The 16,627-nt window shown below is 51.0% G+C and carries 11 protein-coding genes and 4 pseudogenes; 3 read left to right on the forward strand and 12 right to left on the reverse strand.

Going from position 1 to position 16,627, the window contains the following annotated elements:
* Positions 1-124: 124 nt before the first annotated feature.
* The 4 genes and pseudogenes from MXF20_RS23025 to MXF20_RS23040 all read right to left on the reverse strand — a co-directional run bounded on the left by MXF20_RS23025 (position 125) and on the right by MXF20_RS23040 (position 6,132).
* Complete coding sequence (locus MXF20_RS23025; RefSeq protein ID WP_325971624.1) at positions 125-736, reverse strand: transporter substrate-binding domain-containing protein; 612 nt, start codon at positions 734-736, stop codon at positions 125-127.
* On the reverse strand, positions 729-1,364 hold the full coding sequence (locus tag MXF20_RS23030; RefSeq protein ID WP_325971625.1) for a response regulator transcription factor: 636 nt from the start codon (positions 1,362-1,364) through the stop codon (positions 729-731). The genes MXF20_RS23025 and MXF20_RS23030 overlap by 8 nt, the downstream gene beginning before the upstream one ends.
* Before the next feature lie 827 nt (positions 1,365-2,191).
* Positions 2,192-5,586 (reverse strand): annotated as a pseudogene (gene nirB / locus MXF20_RS23035) (nitrite reductase large subunit NirB); the annotation flags it as partial.
* 165 nt (positions 5,587-5,751) lie between these two features.
* Positions 5,752-6,132, reverse strand: a complete 381-nt coding sequence (locus MXF20_RS23040; protein ID WP_325971626.1) for a hypothetical protein — start codon at positions 6,130-6,132, stop codon at positions 5,752-5,754.
* A gap of 267 nt (positions 6,133-6,399) precedes the next feature.
* Here MXF20_RS23040 and MXF20_RS23485 point away from each other — a divergent pair.
* Positions 6,400-6,890: pseudogene (locus MXF20_RS23485) on the forward strand (DUF4113 domain-containing protein); the annotation flags it as partial.
* A 194-nt stretch (positions 6,891-7,084) separates the two neighbouring features.
* Here the strand turns inward: MXF20_RS23485 and MXF20_RS23055 are convergent.
* From MXF20_RS23055 to MXF20_RS23065, 3 genes are all read right to left on the reverse strand, one after another.
* A complete protein-coding gene (locus tag MXF20_RS23055; protein WP_325971628.1) occupies positions 7,085-7,384 on the reverse strand; it encodes an XRE family transcriptional regulator in 300 nt (99 codons plus the stop codon).
* 122 nt (positions 7,385-7,506) lie between these two features.
* Entirely contained in the window at positions 7,507-7,740 is a 234-nt protein-coding gene (locus MXF20_RS23060) for a type II toxin-antitoxin system RelE/ParE family toxin (protein WP_418936873.1), read from the reverse strand.
* A gap of 223 nt (positions 7,741-7,963) precedes the next feature.
* Complete coding sequence (locus MXF20_RS23065) at positions 7,964-8,236, reverse strand: antitoxin (protein ID WP_325971629.1); 273 nt, start codon at positions 8,234-8,236, stop codon at positions 7,964-7,966.
* A gap of 277 nt (positions 8,237-8,513) precedes the next feature.
* Here MXF20_RS23065 and MXF20_RS23070 point away from each other — a divergent pair, with 277 nt between their 5' ends.
* Together MXF20_RS23070 and MXF20_RS23075 are read left to right on the forward strand one after the other, a co-directional pair.
* Positions 8,514-9,302: a hypothetical protein gene (locus tag MXF20_RS23070; protein WP_325971630.1), complete on the forward strand. Its 789-nt coding sequence runs from the start codon at positions 8,514-8,516 to the stop codon at positions 9,300-9,302.
* Between the two features lie 17 nt (positions 9,303-9,319).
* Positions 9,320-9,427, forward strand: a pseudogene (locus tag MXF20_RS23075) (LysE family translocator); the annotation flags it as partial.
* A gap of 62 nt (positions 9,428-9,489) precedes the next feature.
* On the opposite strand, the pseudogene MXF20_RS23080 reads toward MXF20_RS23075, so the two are convergent.
* From MXF20_RS23080 to MXF20_RS23100, 5 genes and pseudogenes are all read right to left on the reverse strand, one after another.
* A pseudogene (locus MXF20_RS23080) lies at positions 9,490-9,582 on the reverse strand (AraC family transcriptional regulator); the annotation flags it as partial.
* Between the two features lie 1,239 nt (positions 9,583-10,821).
* On the reverse strand, positions 10,822-11,778 hold the full coding sequence (locus tag MXF20_RS23085) for a ParB/RepB/Spo0J family plasmid partition protein (protein ID WP_325971631.1): 957 nt from the start codon (positions 11,776-11,778) through the stop codon (positions 10,822-10,824).
* Positions 11,778-12,944 (reverse strand): plasmid-partitioning protein SopA, encoded by a 1,167-nt coding sequence (gene sopA / locus MXF20_RS23090; RefSeq protein WP_141496930.1) that lies wholly within the window; start codon positions 12,942-12,944, stop codon positions 11,778-11,780. The genes MXF20_RS23085 and sopA overlap by 1 nt, the downstream gene beginning before the upstream one ends.
* 993 nt (positions 12,945-13,937) lie before the next feature.
* Positions 13,938-14,258: a hypothetical protein gene (locus MXF20_RS23095; protein ID WP_325971632.1), complete on the reverse strand. Its 321-nt coding sequence runs from the start codon at positions 14,256-14,258 to the stop codon at positions 13,938-13,940.
* A 995-nt stretch (positions 14,259-15,253) separates the two neighbouring features.
* The gene (locus MXF20_RS23100) at positions 15,254-16,138 is read right to left on the reverse strand and encodes a RepB family plasmid replication initiator protein (protein WP_325971633.1); all 885 of its coding nucleotides are present in this window, start codon (positions 16,136-16,138) and stop codon (positions 15,254-15,256) included.
* Positions 16,139-16,627 lie beyond the last annotated feature (489 nt).

Below are 16,627 nucleotides of genomic sequence, written 5' to 3' on the forward strand. Positions count from 1 at the left end.
GTCCGCACTCCACGCTGAATTATCAGACGCCGTCTGAATTTGCAGCGAGCTGGAGAAAGGGTAATTCTGAGAGTGAAGGATCCGACATTACTAACTGAGTTTTGTATTTAATCCGGGGGGCAGGTCATGTATCAAAGGCGACAGCACTTAATGCTTCTTGATAGTTATCAGATATTTGTATTTGTGCTTGTGGATATTGTTGCTTTACATCGTTCAGTGGAACGTACCCTTCTACCATCGCCACTGACACTCCCGCTAAATCGCTAGGTAACGGCGCTCGGTCAGAAGATTTAACCGCAAGAATCATTTTCTCTTGGTAGTAAGGAAATGACATGACATAACGCTGGGGAAGCTCTGTAACAGTGACTTCTGGGATTACATCGATCTCACCATTCTTAAGTGCGCGCCAGCGCTCCTCGCTATTCTTAAACTGCACTAACCTTACCTGCAATCCAAGTTGAGCTGCAACTAAACCGATATAGTCAGCATTTAGCCCTTCATATTCCTTTGTGAGCGTACGTAAGCCGTAAGGTGGAGAATCATATGTAAGAATGCCCATTATCAAAGTCTGCTTACGAACCAGCCAGAGCCGATCTTCCTCAGAAACAGGTAGTTGCTTCACATCGGATAAAGGTGCGTGAGTTAGTAACCCCCACGATTCAGCCTGAACCTGCGGGATGGAAAAAAGCACAGAACACTGTAAGAGCAGAAGTATGGTGCTTAGATATTTATTCAATCAGCTGGCTCCTACGTGCAAAGCCAATCAGATCAACAATTGATCGTGCGTTAAGCTTGGCTTTCAGCCGTTGCTTGTAAGTACTTATAGTCTTTTCACTCAGAGACATTTGTAGGCTGAGCTCTTTGTTGCTCAAACCGCTAACCAGTCCTTTGAGCACACTGAATTCACGTATAGAAAGCTGTGACATCAATCGGTTAGTTTCAACTTTCTCAGACTCTTCCAACTGCCATTTTTGCATAAGTTCTGACGGTGGGAAATAATTATAGCCGCGTTCAACAATTTTAACCGCTTCAATAAATTCTAACAGACCAACTGTTTTTGCTACAAAGCCATTGATACCCATGGCTTGACAACGTATGATGGTTTCTTTGGATGTTTTAGAAGTGAAAACTAGGATTTTAGGCGGGTCATAAAGGCTACGTAGCTGTTTTATCACTTCTGTACCACTTAGTCCTGACAAGCTAATGTCCAGCAAGACAAGGTCTGGTCTCATTTTCAGCGACATACCAATTGCATCCATGCCATTACCAGTCTCACCAATAATTTTATGCCCTGCTTTCTCAAGTAACATCCGAATTCCAACACGAATAACTGCATGGTCATCAGCAATCAAAACATTCAGCATTATATTCTCCCAGAGGAATGGTTTTCATATAATACCTGCGTTTACTGACGAGGAGTGTGAGAAAATTTGCTTAATACCAAAACCAAGACCAAACCCTAGTGGTTGCAATTTCGTTACCATCTTGTTCGAATGCCAAGGTTAGTGTAATAATCATAAGCGTCTTTACCACACCTTATATGCTGAGGGACTTTGACTTATAATCAATTGTTCACACTACAATAAACCCTTTTCTTTAGTTCTTTAGCTGCAACAGACGTTACTTCAGATATTCAGACCGATTATATGGGGGATTTACTTTTTCTCTGGTTCATTTTTGGCAGGTCTATGAACCTCACTCGGTTTATAAGACATCTATGAGTCATTCAAGATTATTTAAAGGAGTGGTGCCCATTAGCGTTAAGCGTCACCTCGAAGAGTTCTAAACAGTTTGTTGATCTTGGCCATTCCATTGCAAGCATCGCTCACGTTTTTATGTCACCACAGCACCTTTGACTGGATTAGAAAGAATGTCTCTGACTCGTTAGCCAAAAAAATTCAGACCGACTCCCAGTCTTAGTACCGTTTATTACGCGGGTTATCGATATAAAAAAACCGTAGTGTACTTCTCAAAACTGCCACCTGATGTGCGCATTTATCCGTGACAACAATCTGTGCTGGCCTGTGCATATATTTCTACGAGCTCTGGATGTCCATACCAGAGTAGCCGTGTTCATAGCGAGATCTGGCAAACCAAATGCTGACCTAGTAGACCTAATAATACTGGCTTGAGTCTATAGTTATCGCAAAATCCACCACAATCTTTTGACACCGGGCAAAAGTGCGGGGTGGTAGTCCAGCCCGCCCTCCATGTTATCCATCCAGACGCTGGTACGCTGCAGGCGATCCGCCGTGCGCACGTAGAACATCAGAATCCGGTCGACGTACTGGATTAGCGTGTCATCGTCCAGATCGCTGGCAAACAGTTCCGCATGGCGCGGCTTCATGCCGCCATTGCCGCAGACGTACAGGTTCCAGCCGTTTTCCGTGGCGATGACCCCGATATCTTTACTTTGTGCTTCCGCACATTCGCGGGTGCAGCCGGACACCGCCATCTTGATCTTATGCGGTGCGCCCAGGCCCTTATACCGGTTCTCCAGCGCGATGTCGAAGCGGTAGAATCCTGCACGCCATAACGGCACCAGGTCGAGCCGACGCAGAATTTTACCGTACGCAGGGATTTTCCGTAGGCATGACCGGTTTCAAAACCGGCTGCCAGCAGGGTTTCTCAGATAGCAGGCAGCTGGTCCAGCCGCGCACCAAACAGATCGATACGCTGGCCGCCGGTAATTTTGGTATAGAGATCGTAACGCGCGGCCACTTCGCCGATGGCAATCAGGCCCTGTGGCGTGATCTCGCCCCCCGGCACGCGCGGTACGACCGAATAGGTGCCATCTTTCTGGATATTGGCAAAGTTACGGTCATTCGTGTCCTGTAAAGGTAAGTGTGCCGGTTTCAGCAGGTAATCGTTCCAGCACGAGGCCAGCAGTGACCCTGCCAGCGGTTTGCATACCTCGCAACCACAGCCCCGCCCGTGGCTGGCCAGCAGCTCGTCAAAGGTTTTGATGCCATGAATCCGGATCAGGTGATACAGCTCCTGACGGGAATAGGCGAAGTGCTCGCAGATGTCTTTTTTAACGGCGACGCCGAGGTTTTCCAGCTGAAACTCCATCACCTTTTTTACCAGCGCGGCGCAGCCGCCACAGCCTGTTGCGGCTTTGGTGCAGCTTTTTATACTGGCCATATCGCCACAGCCACTCTGCACCGCATGGCAGATATCGCCTTTACTGACGTTATGACAGGAACACACCTGGGCACTGGCCGGCGCACCATTCAACACAGGCAAAATCAGCGTCTCCGCTGCCGTCGGCAGCGGCATGGCGTTTAACATCATTTGCAGGAGCGTGGCATAGTCGCTGCTGTCTCCCACCAGCACGCCGCCCAGCAGTCGTGCATTGTCGGCGCTAACCACGATCTTCTTGTAAATGCCTTTTGGCCCGTTGGCCCAGTGGTAGCTCAGGCTGCCCGGCGTTTTGCCGTGCGCATCGCCAAAGGAGGCGACTTCTACGCCCAGCAGCTTCAGTTTAGTGCTCATGTCGGCACCGGTGAACTGCGCCGGTTCGGCCGCCAGATGCCCGGCCAGCACACGCGCCATCTGGTAGCCAGGCGCTACCATGCTAAAAATCTGCCCGTTCCACAACGCGCATTCGCCGATAGCATAAATGTCGCTGTCACTCGTCTGGCATTGATCATTGATGGTAATGCCGCCGCGCGGCCCCACGCTGATGTCGGCGCTCCGGGCCAGCTCATCACGCGGGCGGATACCGGCAGAGAACAGCACCAGATCGGTGGTCAGCTCGCCGCCATCGGCAAAGTGCAGCACCAGACTGCCGTCAGGCTGGGTGGCAATCTGTTCGGCCTGCTTCGAGGTATGCACCGTCACGCCCAGCGAGTCGATCTTTTGCCGCAGCATCAGCGCCCCGCCGTCGTCCAGCTGCACGGCCATCAGGCGCGGCGCAAACTCAACCACGTGCGTCTCCAGCCCCAGCTGCTTCAGCGCATTGGCGGCTTCCAGCCCCAGCAGCCCGCCGCCGATCACCACGCCGCGCTGACTCTGACGGGCACAAGCTGCGATGGCATCCAGATCGTCCAGCGTGCGTTAGACAAAGCAGCGCCCGGCGTCATGGCCGGGTAACGGTGGTACAAAGGCGCGGGAGCCGGTGGCCAACACCAGCTTATCCCAGGCCAGCTCACGTCCCGCGCTGTCACGCAGGCTGCGCTGCTGGCGATCGATCGCCTCTACCCGGCAACCGCTGCACAGTTCAATTGCGTTCCGGGCAAAAAAATCCTCGCTCACCAGCGACAACTCTGTTGCCGTTTTACCGGTGAAATACTCAGAAAGGTGAACCCGATCGTAAGCCTGATAGCGCTCTTCGCCGTAGACCACAATGTGATAATGCTGATGCAGGTTACGGGCGACCAGCTGCTCCAGAAAATGGTGGCTGACCATGCCGTGATCCAAGACGGCTAATACAGGTTTCGTTTGGCTCATCACAGGGTTTCCTGCAGCCAGCGGCTGCGTTTCAGGTTCATCAAGGCCGAACAGCGTATTCACAGAAACCGGTCCGGCATTATGGAGTTGGTTCAGCAGCGCGCCACTTCGCTGCCAGTCGCCATACAGCAGCACGCCGTTCAGTCGGCCGTCTTTGAGGAACAGGCGGCGATAGTGCCCGGCGATCGGGTCAAAACTGGTGACAGACGGGGCTTCGCGAACGTCACCAGCGCTAAACAGGGAAATGCCGCTGACTTTGAGATGGGTGCCCGTGGCCGCACTGTAGAAATCTCCCTGAGGCCGATCGGCCAGTTGCGCCGCCAGAATCTTTGCCTGGGCCAGACAGGGCGCGACCAGACCGAAGGTCTCGCCGCTGATTTCACAACATTCGCCTACGGCATAAATTCCGGCGTGCGCAGTGCGCAACTGGCGATCCACCAGAATGCCGCGCTGACAGGGAATACCGGCGGCCTGCGCCAGCGGCTGCCAGTGGTGTAAAACCGCCTCATCGGCAAACTGCTGGAAGGTCGAAAAGCTTTGTTCCTGGGCTTCAATTAAGGCCACCATGGCGCTGCGCTGCTCCGCGCTAAATTGTCCGGCAGCAAAGCCGGCCGCTCCCAGGGCGCGTTCCTGTCCCGTCAGCTCTTTGCCCTGCATAAAGCTGAACAGCGCAATGAGCGCGCGGGTAATGTCAGGATGGCTGGCGGTGTCGGCGGCCTCAAAGACCAGATTCAGTAAGCTACGGATAATGGTACTGAACGCCGCAACGGCCTGCGCGTGCGCGATCTGCTGTTGCGTAATCTGCTGGCGCAACGCCGGTAATCCAGCCAGGGCCTGCAGCGCGGCGGCGATCAGGTTACAGAAGCGGCTGTATCCCGGCTGGGCTTCAACCCTGGGTAAGGCCTGGCAAAAATCCCGTTGGCAGCGCGTCACATCCTGCTCACTGGCGAGCCGCTGCTCGCCGTAAAGCCTGCCTTCTGAACATATCCACAGATTGCTCGCCCCCCGCTCGCGCTGAAGCTGATGCACCAGCTCGCTGACGGTGGTAATGAGTTTGCCGGTCTGGCGAAGGCGTTGCAGGCTGGCAATATCGCTTTGCCTTGAGGCCTGTAACCAACTCAGTGCGTCATCCATTGCTCCCCCACCCTTTGATGCCAAAAAGTAAGTCAAGCAAAAGCCGTGCCGTTTTCTGATCACCTCTTTTCTCTTCGAGACTATTTGTTATCAACCCACCTATCTTTCCTGTCACCAACGATGCAAAAGTGAGCTAACCCAGCCTGACAAACAGGCAGGGCCGTTTTATCTGAAAACCTCACCGTCTGTAACCCTGTCGATCTCATTCAGCACCCAAAAAATATCAGTGGCATCCGGCACGCAAATGTTCCAGTGCAGACTGCCTTCGAACTTAGCTTCACAAGGCCACAGCGTGTTACCGCTCCGCAGCATTTGCAGAACGCTTTTGACGGTTTCCGGAGACTCAGTACCGAAGAAATTCAGGCAGAACATAAACATATAGAACTGTCTGTTGAGGAGGGAGCTGAACAGACCCGCCAGAAAGAGGATAAATTCACTACTGGTTTCGGAGAGGGCAAAGCCTGCTGACTGAGAGTGTTTATCTTCCCGCACGTTGCCCGCACAGCCCATCACCTCAGCGACCTCGAAGACAAGCCGGTGGGCCATATCCTGCAGATGCTTGATATCATCCTGGAGTGCCGGGATGTACCAGATATCTCTGACGGGCTCAAGGCCGGTTGCAACGGAGGAGACTGACCTGACTGACGCAGCCAGAGGGTCATTTTCCTCACCAAATGCTGATAACAGTGTACCCTGACTGAAATCAGGAAGATAAATGCTGTCCGTGTCAGCCGTTTCACCGGTAATGACCGGCCGGCCGGCGCACCGGCAAGAGGCTCAACCTGATGGGCATTTAATACGCCCTACTGCTGGCGCGCGCACCCTGCCCTCATCCGAAAAAACTTCAGCGTCGTGATCGAACGCACCGTTCGCGAGCTCAACGGTGAATAGTGCATTCACCTAAAGGAGTTTGCGCCGGCGAAATAGCAGATCGTCTGCGGCCGGTAATTTGAGGAGCGCATCACGACAAAGGTGGTCACACAGGAGCCGCTGGGCTTGATCAGGGGACGATATGATCGCTCGACCGAATCTGGCCTGACGGGCGATGCTTTATGAAGGCCGGCATTATACTCGATGACTATAAACCGAACGGCGCCAGTCAGCTGAACCTGTTTGATGAGGATAAGCCACGGGCAAACAGCGCGCAGCTGATGAAGGTGCTGGACGGCATTAATCAGTCCGGGATGAGGCACATGTAGTTTGCCTGTCAGGGTGTCAGCAATGAGTGGCAGATGAAACGCGAGATGCTTTCGCCGGCATGGACCATGCGCGGGGATGACATTCCAGTTGCCCGCTTATTATAGCCGGGCGAGCAAACGGAACATCGACTGTTTTTTTCAGAGGGGCCTGTATGAAATATTTTTTACCGGACAGGCCCTAAAGCCAGGCATCACACACTTGTTTTGCGTTACTAACAGGGTCAGCGCTCACCTGCACTTGTCGAAAAAATGCGTCAGGCGTATTTCCGCTAACGCACCTTCCGGTATATCAGCATCAGTCAGAGGATAAAATCGACGTGCTCGCCGCCAAGCATATTAACTCCAATCGTCAGCTGACCGCCAAGGGCTTCAACATAACGTTTGAGCGTGGCAATTTTCAGATCTTCACCGCGCCCTTCAATAGCCGCTACGGAAGGCTGTGCAATACCCATGGCTTCAGCCTGCTGCTTTTGTGTTTTCGACAGCGCCTCACGCAGTTTATACAGCTGAGAATCAAGTCGCATTGCCGCGACTTTTTCATGTACCTGAGTAAGTTCATCAGGTGTAAGATCAGCCATCAGGTGATCAAGCGTTTTCATTTCCCGCTCCGTTTCAGTTGTTCCAGATGTCGGTGGTACTCATCTTCTGCTGCTTTGATCATGGTCTTGTAGAAGCGCTTTTCATCAGCGCCTTCTTTATTACCCGCACACAGGACAATGGCTTAACCCATAGGGTCAAACACAAAGAACTCTTTTACGGGCCGCCCGTTGTTCTGCACCCTCAGTTCTTTCATGTTCGGGATTTTTGAGCTGTACGGCGTATCCACATGGGGCCGACCAAGATACGGACCTTCCTGCTTCAGAAGGTTCAGTGCGGCAAGCACATCCAGTTGCATCGCTCTATCCTGCTCTTTGAGCCATTCCGCGAATAAATCCGTGGTATCAAGGAGCCACACAAATTCACCTTTATATATTACAGCCTATACAGCATATATATCATAGTCTATTTTTTAATATTGCCCTCTGTCTGCCATAGCAAAAATTATTTATAGCCAAGCTTTCATTCCCGAGCAGGCGGCAGGCCGTGCCGTATAAATGCAATATGCCGATAATCAGCCCGGCTGAATGTGATCAGGCCCCGGCCAGCTAAATACCTGGCCTGTCATAAATGCATAACTCTCAGATTGATTCTTTGCCTTGCGGTGCGTCATTAAGTCCGCCGTGACTTTCTTCGTTGAGGTAGTGAGTCTCACTCTGATCGATACCGGACAGCAGATGCGCCAGCTTTTTGCGGCCGAGGGGCAGGTGTGAAGCAGGAGTAAGTGTCACTGTCTCACCCTCGACGGTGACGTTCAGCTGGATACCAGGCGTCCAGCCGGCAAGGTCAACCACATCATCCGGAACAGTGATGACTAAAATATCATTCTGCTGACGTAAGGTTAGGTCTGTCATATTTCCTACTCTCCTCCCCTCCCCTCTGACAGCGCCCGTCGTCAGATTATCGGCATCAGACATTAACGTGAGCTTAATAAGGCCGGTTCTCAGCAGCAACAAGGTCCTATTACTTACTGTATGCCTGCCCAACAAAGTGATCTGAAGATACAGCGCAATTCTTTCCAATACCAGAAACATGCGGACTGGTTAAGTGAGTGTCCCGTTTATCATTATGGAAGGGAATTTCATGTTTACGACATCATTCTAGCCTGCTGCTAAATCATATCACATTCATATGATGGATATTCCTCTGCCAGACTCACTTTCTCCCGCTGTACTGGATCTTATCCATCAGGCGACCCGTCTTGCCGATGCGGCAAATCATATCCATCCAGTTTCCACGCGAACCGGCACCACATTGCTTCAGTCCGTTGAAGAAAAGCTCAGCATTATCTGTTTTAAGCTCGCCCGGGATTTTACTGACCCGGACACCCGAAAAGCATTGCAACTGCGCGCTGATGTACTCTCAGATCCCCTTACCGCAGGCGAACTGCTCTCGCAGATAGCCGGTCTTGATGAACAGGAGCTGGTGCAGGGTATTGGCTATATGTCGACATGGGCGGGAAAATCCAGGGCACAGCATTATTCCGCATGGTTTGCATTACCTAATCGCGGACTGCAGGAAGTTTCCGATGTGGTGGACGAACTTTTTTCAGATAACCTAGCCTTGCTGCAGCGCCAAATTGATGAGGGGCTAATTGCCCTACCCGGCTGCTGCTACAAAATCGTTGACCTGTTCGCGATTGCCGGCGAAGCCAACAGCTATCCAAAACATTTTGCTTATTTCTACTCTGTAAACGAGGGCATCAAGTACGCGTCTCAAAAACGCACCGTCGTGTTTGCAAATACATATCTTAACCTCTTCGAACGCTTCGCCAGAGCCCAGGCTTTTCTTCTCGGCTGGCAACAAAATGTTATTCCGGAAAGCGGCATTTGTGCCTGTCACTTGATTGCGTTTTTCAGATGTCACGATTTGGGACATTCCATTTTCATTGAAAAAATGAGGTTCGGCAGTCTGAGATAGGTCATCATGACCTGACTGGCACATCGTGGTTTCTGCGCGGGTTCTTTATTGCGGGTATGTTCTGGCCATTCGTGCTATGCCTTGTTGGGAGCTTCGGCGGCAGAATGCTTGGTCAGCGGCTGCTTTAATATTCCTGCATCGCCTCGACTCTTATCTTCGGCTATTTTGCGCTCTAATTCATTGTGTGTCAAGGTAACGGGAATTTATGATGGCCTGAGCAGACCTGCGAAGCACAGTGATGGGGCGTCGTCCCCATTACTTTGCGAAAGGTATCAATGAAATGACTCTGATCGTAAAACCCCGCATTATTGCTCCATCAAGTTCATGCTGTTTCTGCGAAATAAGTCACGAGCGTGATGATAGCGAAATTACATGTGGTATTGCTGGGGCAGCAGGGGCGACATACATATTTTCCGGATATAGATGGCTGATAGTTACCGAATTATATTCGATAAGCTGTGACCATGGTCCCAATAAGTTAGTTTACTGAACGCGATATTCTGCAACCTGATTTTTGCCATACAGTCTGAAACCTGTCGTACGCATTTGAAAGATGATAAGGAGTAAGTGGGCCGGTTTAAGACCCATTCAATCAACTCTTGCAATTATGCTGCCGGCTCTTCTGCTTAACGCAGCCCAGTAAAGTAGATGCACAGCCACCGTACAGAGCGCACAGGTAACTCTTTGTGAAAAATAGTGATTTTGGTTTCGTTCAACATCTCGTGATTTCTTATAATGAGGAGTGAAACCACATTCAACTGGGACCATGGTCCCAGTCACAACAATGTAAGAAATCCGGTGTTTCATTCGACGTTTTTTATATCCTCACAATGCGAGAATCATGGTTCAACACCTAATCCTAATGGTGAACTGTTAATTACAATCACCATTAAATATGGCTGGGACCATGGTCCCAGGTCTTAACCGGTTGGTAGCACCGGCGTAGCCAGTTCGAGGGTCTTAGATATAAATGTGCTTAATGGTTGCGCATTGGAGCAGGACTGTTAGACAGGCATCGAGTGAGGGCATTTACCCGGTTAAAGTATAAAAAAGGACGTCTGAACGAGGTGGGACCATGGTCCCAACTTAGCAACTGGTCGTAACCACCTTTTTAAAAAACAATGTAATGCGCTTCAAAGCACATGATTTTGCTCTGATGCACCGCCATAAGCTGCACAACTTATGGCCGATAAATTTTGAACAGGGCTGGGACCGTGGTCCCAATCAGCTTTAAGTCTGAGAATGCTAATGGAACTAAAGTAGTAGTAACAAGCTGAAGATACGGATTTATGATTTGAAGAATGAGATGTGGCGGTTCAGACAAATGCTGAACTCCAGTCGCGCATGTGCACTGTTCGTGTCTTAAAGATGATGACGGCTGAAAGGTGAAAACTGAATCCAAAGACAGACTGTCATATGAATTGGTAACGGGATGGGGCTCAATTGTTTATCAGCATTGCCGAAGTTTGTAGTAAAACAGATGGAAACAGTAAACTGGGACCATGGTCCCAGTCTGAATTTACGTGCGGCGGCGGGTCAGTAACTCTTCAAGTTGAACGATAAGATCTTCGGAAACCTTAGTTCTGTCCAAAGTGAAAAGAACTTTTTTGCCCTTATACTGCGCGGTCGCCCCCGGACCAAGCTGTTTCTTTTCAGCGGACACACGGGCAGGAGAGGTGTCTTTCGTCAACGCTGCGGTGAGCTCCTGTAAGATATCATCCGCGTCGTAGAGCAGACCATTCTTTCGGCCCGCTAATAGGGACTGTGTTTTTTCGGCAAGCAGTGCATCTTTACCTTCAGACGCCCGGTACAACTGTTCTCCCGCGCGAGCGGAGAGTTCACCCGGATGTGAAAAAAGCGAGATCACTTCTTGAGGCAGCTTGGAGGTATTAACGCAGCGCGTAATGATTTTTCTCGATATGCCTTCCGCGTCAGCCAGCGCGGAGATGTTGTTCGCAAACTCTTTTTCCAGCCGCAGCGCATAGCGTTTACCTCTTTCGTACGCGCTGGTCGGCCGGTAATCATTGCCGAGCTTGCACAGAGCATCCATCTGCTCATCATCAAGGTTACCAACCAGAACGCGATATTCAGACGAAGTAAGGATCGCCGTCATGCGGCGGCGGCTGCCGTCCGCCACTTCAATCCCTTCCTTCACCTCCCGACCAAACGCAGGGGTCTGCTGTCCGTTTAGTAAGAAGGAAGGTATCAGATCATCAAGGGCGTCTTCGGTTAGAAACGCTTGAACGCGTTCATTGCCGGCCCAGACGCGGGTGGTCTTTTCCACCTGTCCGGCGGCCACGGTTTCAAGCGTGAACTTCACATCACGGCCGCATACCGGCAGGACGATGGTATTTCCCTTGGCCATGGCGCCGACGCGTGCGATTAGCGAATCTACCATCGGTGCGGCAGGCGCGGCGGCAGGTATGGTGGCCGCGGAGGAGGGCGACGACTTTGGAATTATAGGTGCACGTTTCATCAGCGAATCTCCCAGCGAGGCTTGATCAGACGGTCAAAGATTTCATTGCAAACGGGCTCCCAGATCGCCAGTGCGTTGCGCCACGCGCCAGTTGAAGATCGCTGATCAATGGCTTGCTCAAACACAGTACGCATTCTTATTTGTCCTTTACCAACCTCATCGGTTTCGCGCACCACATTTTTCAACACCATGCTGCCCCAAGCGTCGCGGATTTGTTCTTCCATCCAAGGCGACTGCGAGCCATTATTGTTACTGTATTTGGTGAGCAGGATTCGAACGTCGGGCTCGAATCCTTGCAGATCAACATTCTTCAGCAGGTCGCGGAGCATGTCAAAGAACTGCAGGGCAGAGGTATAATCAAACAGTTCCGCCGGCGTAGGCACTATCAGCACGTCCGCCGCGCACACCACGTTGATAGTGCCAATGCCGAGGTTGGGCGCACTGTCGATCACCACCACGTCATAATCCTGAGCCACTGACTCAATTGCGAGGCGGAGCATCATATGCGGCTCGGTGGGCAGTTTACCCTCGTCGTAGCAGCCCATGAGCTCAGTTTCAATACGGTGCAGCGCTAGACAGGACGGAATGATGTCCAGGCCGGGCCAGCAGGTCGGTCGGATGGCGTAAAGGGCATCGTCACGTTCGCCTAGGTAGAAAGGCAGAAGCGTGTCATCGGCATGGATGTGCAGGTCAGGAACCCAGCCGTGATACATGGAGGCCGTGCCCTGTGGATCGTTGCCTTCAACAAGCAACACGCGCAGCCCCTTGAGCGCTAGGTCCTGTGCCAGGTGCACTGACACAGAAGTCTTGTAGACTCCGCCTTTGTGGGCCGCGACAGCAATCACAGGAGGGATGCTTTCATCGGGTCTGCGCAGGCGAGTCCCGAACACATCCCTCATGTGATTGATCTGCTCAATGGTGTAGCCTACGCGCTGCTCCACGCGGCCGCGCATCTCAAGGTCAGGGTAGGGCAGGCGTCCAGCCTTTTCCGCGTCGCGTATGGCTTGCGGTGACACGCCGATAAGATCGGCCGCTTCACCGACGCGCCACCTGCGGGTAATTTTGCGCGCCTCCGGGCTGTCATCATTAAACTGCGCTACGGCAATTGCCCGGGTCATCTCATGTCCAGCGGCAATGCACTGATCGAGCGTATTCATCAGTCCCACAAATATTCTCCCTATTAGCTTTGCATACAAATATTAAATCTTGATATTTCATGCAAAGCAACACTAAATTTGCAAATCAACTCAGTTAATGCAAAGTAGAAAAGAACACCGAGGGTAGCTGGTACTTGGCAGATAAAGCAGGCAGCGCTTCAGCCTCGATACGCTGCAGGTATCGAGGCTGAAGCTAACCTACCGGCTGGCAACCACGTTTAGCTCAAATACCGTCGTACACAGCTCAACCGGCCTTATGAAGTCAGATAGATTTTTACTATTTTGTTAATTTCCAAGCATTACTCCAATTCTGACAAAGGCGCCGTTCGGGTCCATAGTGCGGGAAAATAGCGCATAATCCCCCGGGCATTGCTACGTGAAAATCAACGGATAAGCAGCCTAATTCCTTCCAGCAAATTTCATAAAAGCGCTTCAGCGCTACGTGCCCGACAAGCGCCACCACTTTTTCTCCAGCACCCTGTAGTACATCAGTTAGTAATGCACCCTCACGCCCGAGGGGTTTGTGATAGACAACCCGCGCCCGTTCGTGCGCATACTGCCGGAAGAAATAAGAAGCCGGCGCGGCCGGCCGCCAAAAGACGCGGTGCGCCTGTCGCTGCCCTCCGATCCGGCATACGCCCGCCAAGTGAAGGTGTGCCTCGCGAGCGAACGGCCGAAGCGGCTCAAGTTGCACTGTTCGGTGACTGACGAGAGCCTGGCAAATGGTTGAAGGCGGTTTTGAAGCGGGCACACGACGCCGGTGGGTACTTTTAGGCACCGTCACGCCGCACGCGTTCAGCCACTTCTACATCATGCAGCTGCTGTACCACCGCCAGCCAGTGAACGTTATCTAGGCATTGGCCGTCACAAAACGCGCGCTCAATTGACGTTAACACTCGGGGGTTTATACTGGTGGTTGCCGCCACGCTGAACCTATCGTTCAGCTGGCAATGCGCTGAGGCCGCGGCGATGCTGAGAAGCCTGCCAAGGCCTTAAAAGTGATTAATCAAAAGAAGAAAAACTGATGGAAGCAATTGTTGCGAAAGCATTCGAGCTGATGGATTGTAACGGTTCTTTCCTATAGCTGATCCTGCCAGCCGTGCTGTTCGTGGACGTCTGGCTCGTCAAAGCCGACATAGCTGGTATCCCCGCAGCCTGGTAAACAGTGAGGGGGGCAAGGTTGAGCATATTTTCACCCGGGACCATTTGAAGGACGGAGCCGATACCTTCATTAAACGCGAGCTGCGCCAGCGTAGCCTCTTGAAACTGAGGCGCCTCTACAGTCACCAGTTGCAGGTTCTTGCCGTTCAGTTTGCCGTGCACTGGAACATATGGACAAGCTACCTCTCACTATAGCGCACCTAGCCTAGAGAGCGGGATGGGCAGGTTCACTTTAGCCAAGTTAGGTACAAGATAAGCTTCTGAATGTCCCGACTGACGCGGTAGTCAATACCGCGATGGTGATTACAATTGTTTAGGGCGCTGCTCGTGTGGAAGTTCATGGTCGTTGCATACATGCTGCCTTTATAGGTGCCACCCGTGAGATATTTGCCTGCCTCGAAGCCTACAATGCCCTAGAGAAAGGATCTTCAAGAAGCAGCGAGGAAACACACCCGCCGTCAGCGGAAAAGGTGACAGTGTAGCCGGACAGTAAGGGTATCTACTTTCATGCAGTACCGCGAAAAGGAGGGGTCGGCAGGCACTCAGATTGACGCACACATGAAAGTAAATACCTTTTCCCGATACCCGGTATCACCCTGTCACCTTAGGACGTGTGATTTACTCAATGAATGTTAAAACGCGCGTCAGAAATAGAGAACCCCATCCCACAAGCACCATATAGTAAGTGAGCAATCACAAACTTATCAGCTCAATTGAAAGGTGTCCCCTGAATAAAAGGAATCTACTTTCATGTAGCAGGTGAAGGCCACCATGAAAACAGAGACCTCATTGAGCCTTAACCTGTAAGGGTACTTACTTTCATGAAACAGCGTGAAGATGCTTGCCGAATGGTATCTACTTTCATGAATTGCTGCAGGACATGTACGCATTTTCCATGAAAGTGGATACCTTCACCACGGGATCATCATGAAAGTAGATACCGCAATCGATACATGCATGAAAGTAAATACCGGAAAACGTATGTTAGCAACAGGTGGGTACGTTCATACGACGGAGTATATGAAGAATGATACCTTTGAGCATGATAAGGGCGGCATCATTTTCCGGTGATCATCCATGAAAGTAGATACCTTTGACTTCACATCATGAAAGTGAAGACATCTGTGCCGTCTGCATGAAAGTGAATACCTAAAAAATCAGTGACCGGGTAACGCCTGAAGTTTGGGAGAGCGACTGTTGATGACGAACTGGATCTCACGGCCTTTTTTCAGCTCGGTATAATCGATATAGCCTATCTTCACCAAGTCAGCCATAGCCCGCCTGATAATGGAATTCTGCAGCTTGACGGGTGAGCCCATCGCCAGACGCTCTCTCAGGCGCTTCATAGAGATATAGAGCGTACCGCTGGGCATACTCTCAAAGTAGATATACAGCGACTGTGCGGCCTCCTTACGGGACAACTCAGACAGTGCCTTAAGACCCAGCAGCACCTTGTGATCGTAGCGGTACAGCTCCCATAGATTGCTGTCAGCCGTTATTTCCACCGTATCCGTGTTCATATTCAACACCGCTCGCTGCACCAAATGAGAGAACATAGATTTCTTACCATCTTTGCTGCTGAAGGCGAGCGTCACGCTGGAAATACTGAAGAGTGAGTCGTGGAGGCGCTTACGCGAGCGGGCGTTAAGATCTGCGGATTTAATGCCGCACATCTTGGCGAACTCAGTGAACGGCAGACGAATGGTTTCGCTCCTGTAGCCATATGTGGAGAAGGCCATAATGATGCCGAGCCACGTTTTGAAATCCGTAGACATGCTCAGCTTCGCACCCTGGATCTTGATATCCGTATAACCTTCACGCTTTGCCACCTCAAGACTTGATAACTCGTCGGAGGCGTCGATCAGAAAGTCACGCTTTCCTTTTTCCTTCGGCGCCACGGGTGTGAAGACACTCAGACGCAGCAAAGCCACCGGCTGAACCGTCTTATTGCTGTTAGGTTCCAGTAGATAAACTGTTTCAGAATCCTTTTTTACGATGGCAAAAGGATTGTTTATGTCTATGACTTTGTTGTCGTTTCCCACTTATCCACACCCTTAGGTCAGAAAGATCACATTGTCATGAAAGTGGATACCTTTATAACATGAAAGTAAAAACCTTTTCCATGAAAGTAGAGACCTTTTTCATGAAAGTAGATACACACCTCATGAAAGTAGAGACCTTATGCATGAAAGTAAATACCCATAGTAGTGAATTTATTTTTAAGATCATAAAGATAGAACACCGGTGATCTCTTTTGATCTTTTGTTGATCTCAATATGATCTTCATATGATCTTAAAAGAATTGATCTATTCAGTGGATATGTTGATAAAAAGCATAAGACTCCCGTGCCTAAGGTCTTATAGAATACCTAAAGACCATACAGTGGAGAGTGTGGAGGCTCACTGACCTGCTCCCCGTTGATTAATACACCGCGATGTTAGTAATGTCTTCATAAGCCACATGAGGACATCCCCATGAAGAAGCGTTTTTCCGACGAACAGATCATCAGTATTCTCCGCGAGGCTGAAGC

The organism is Pantoea dispersa (assembly GCF_035783935.1).
Taxonomy (GTDB): Bacteria; Pseudomonadota; Gammaproteobacteria; order Enterobacterales; family Enterobacteriaceae; genus Pantoea; species Pantoea dispersa_C.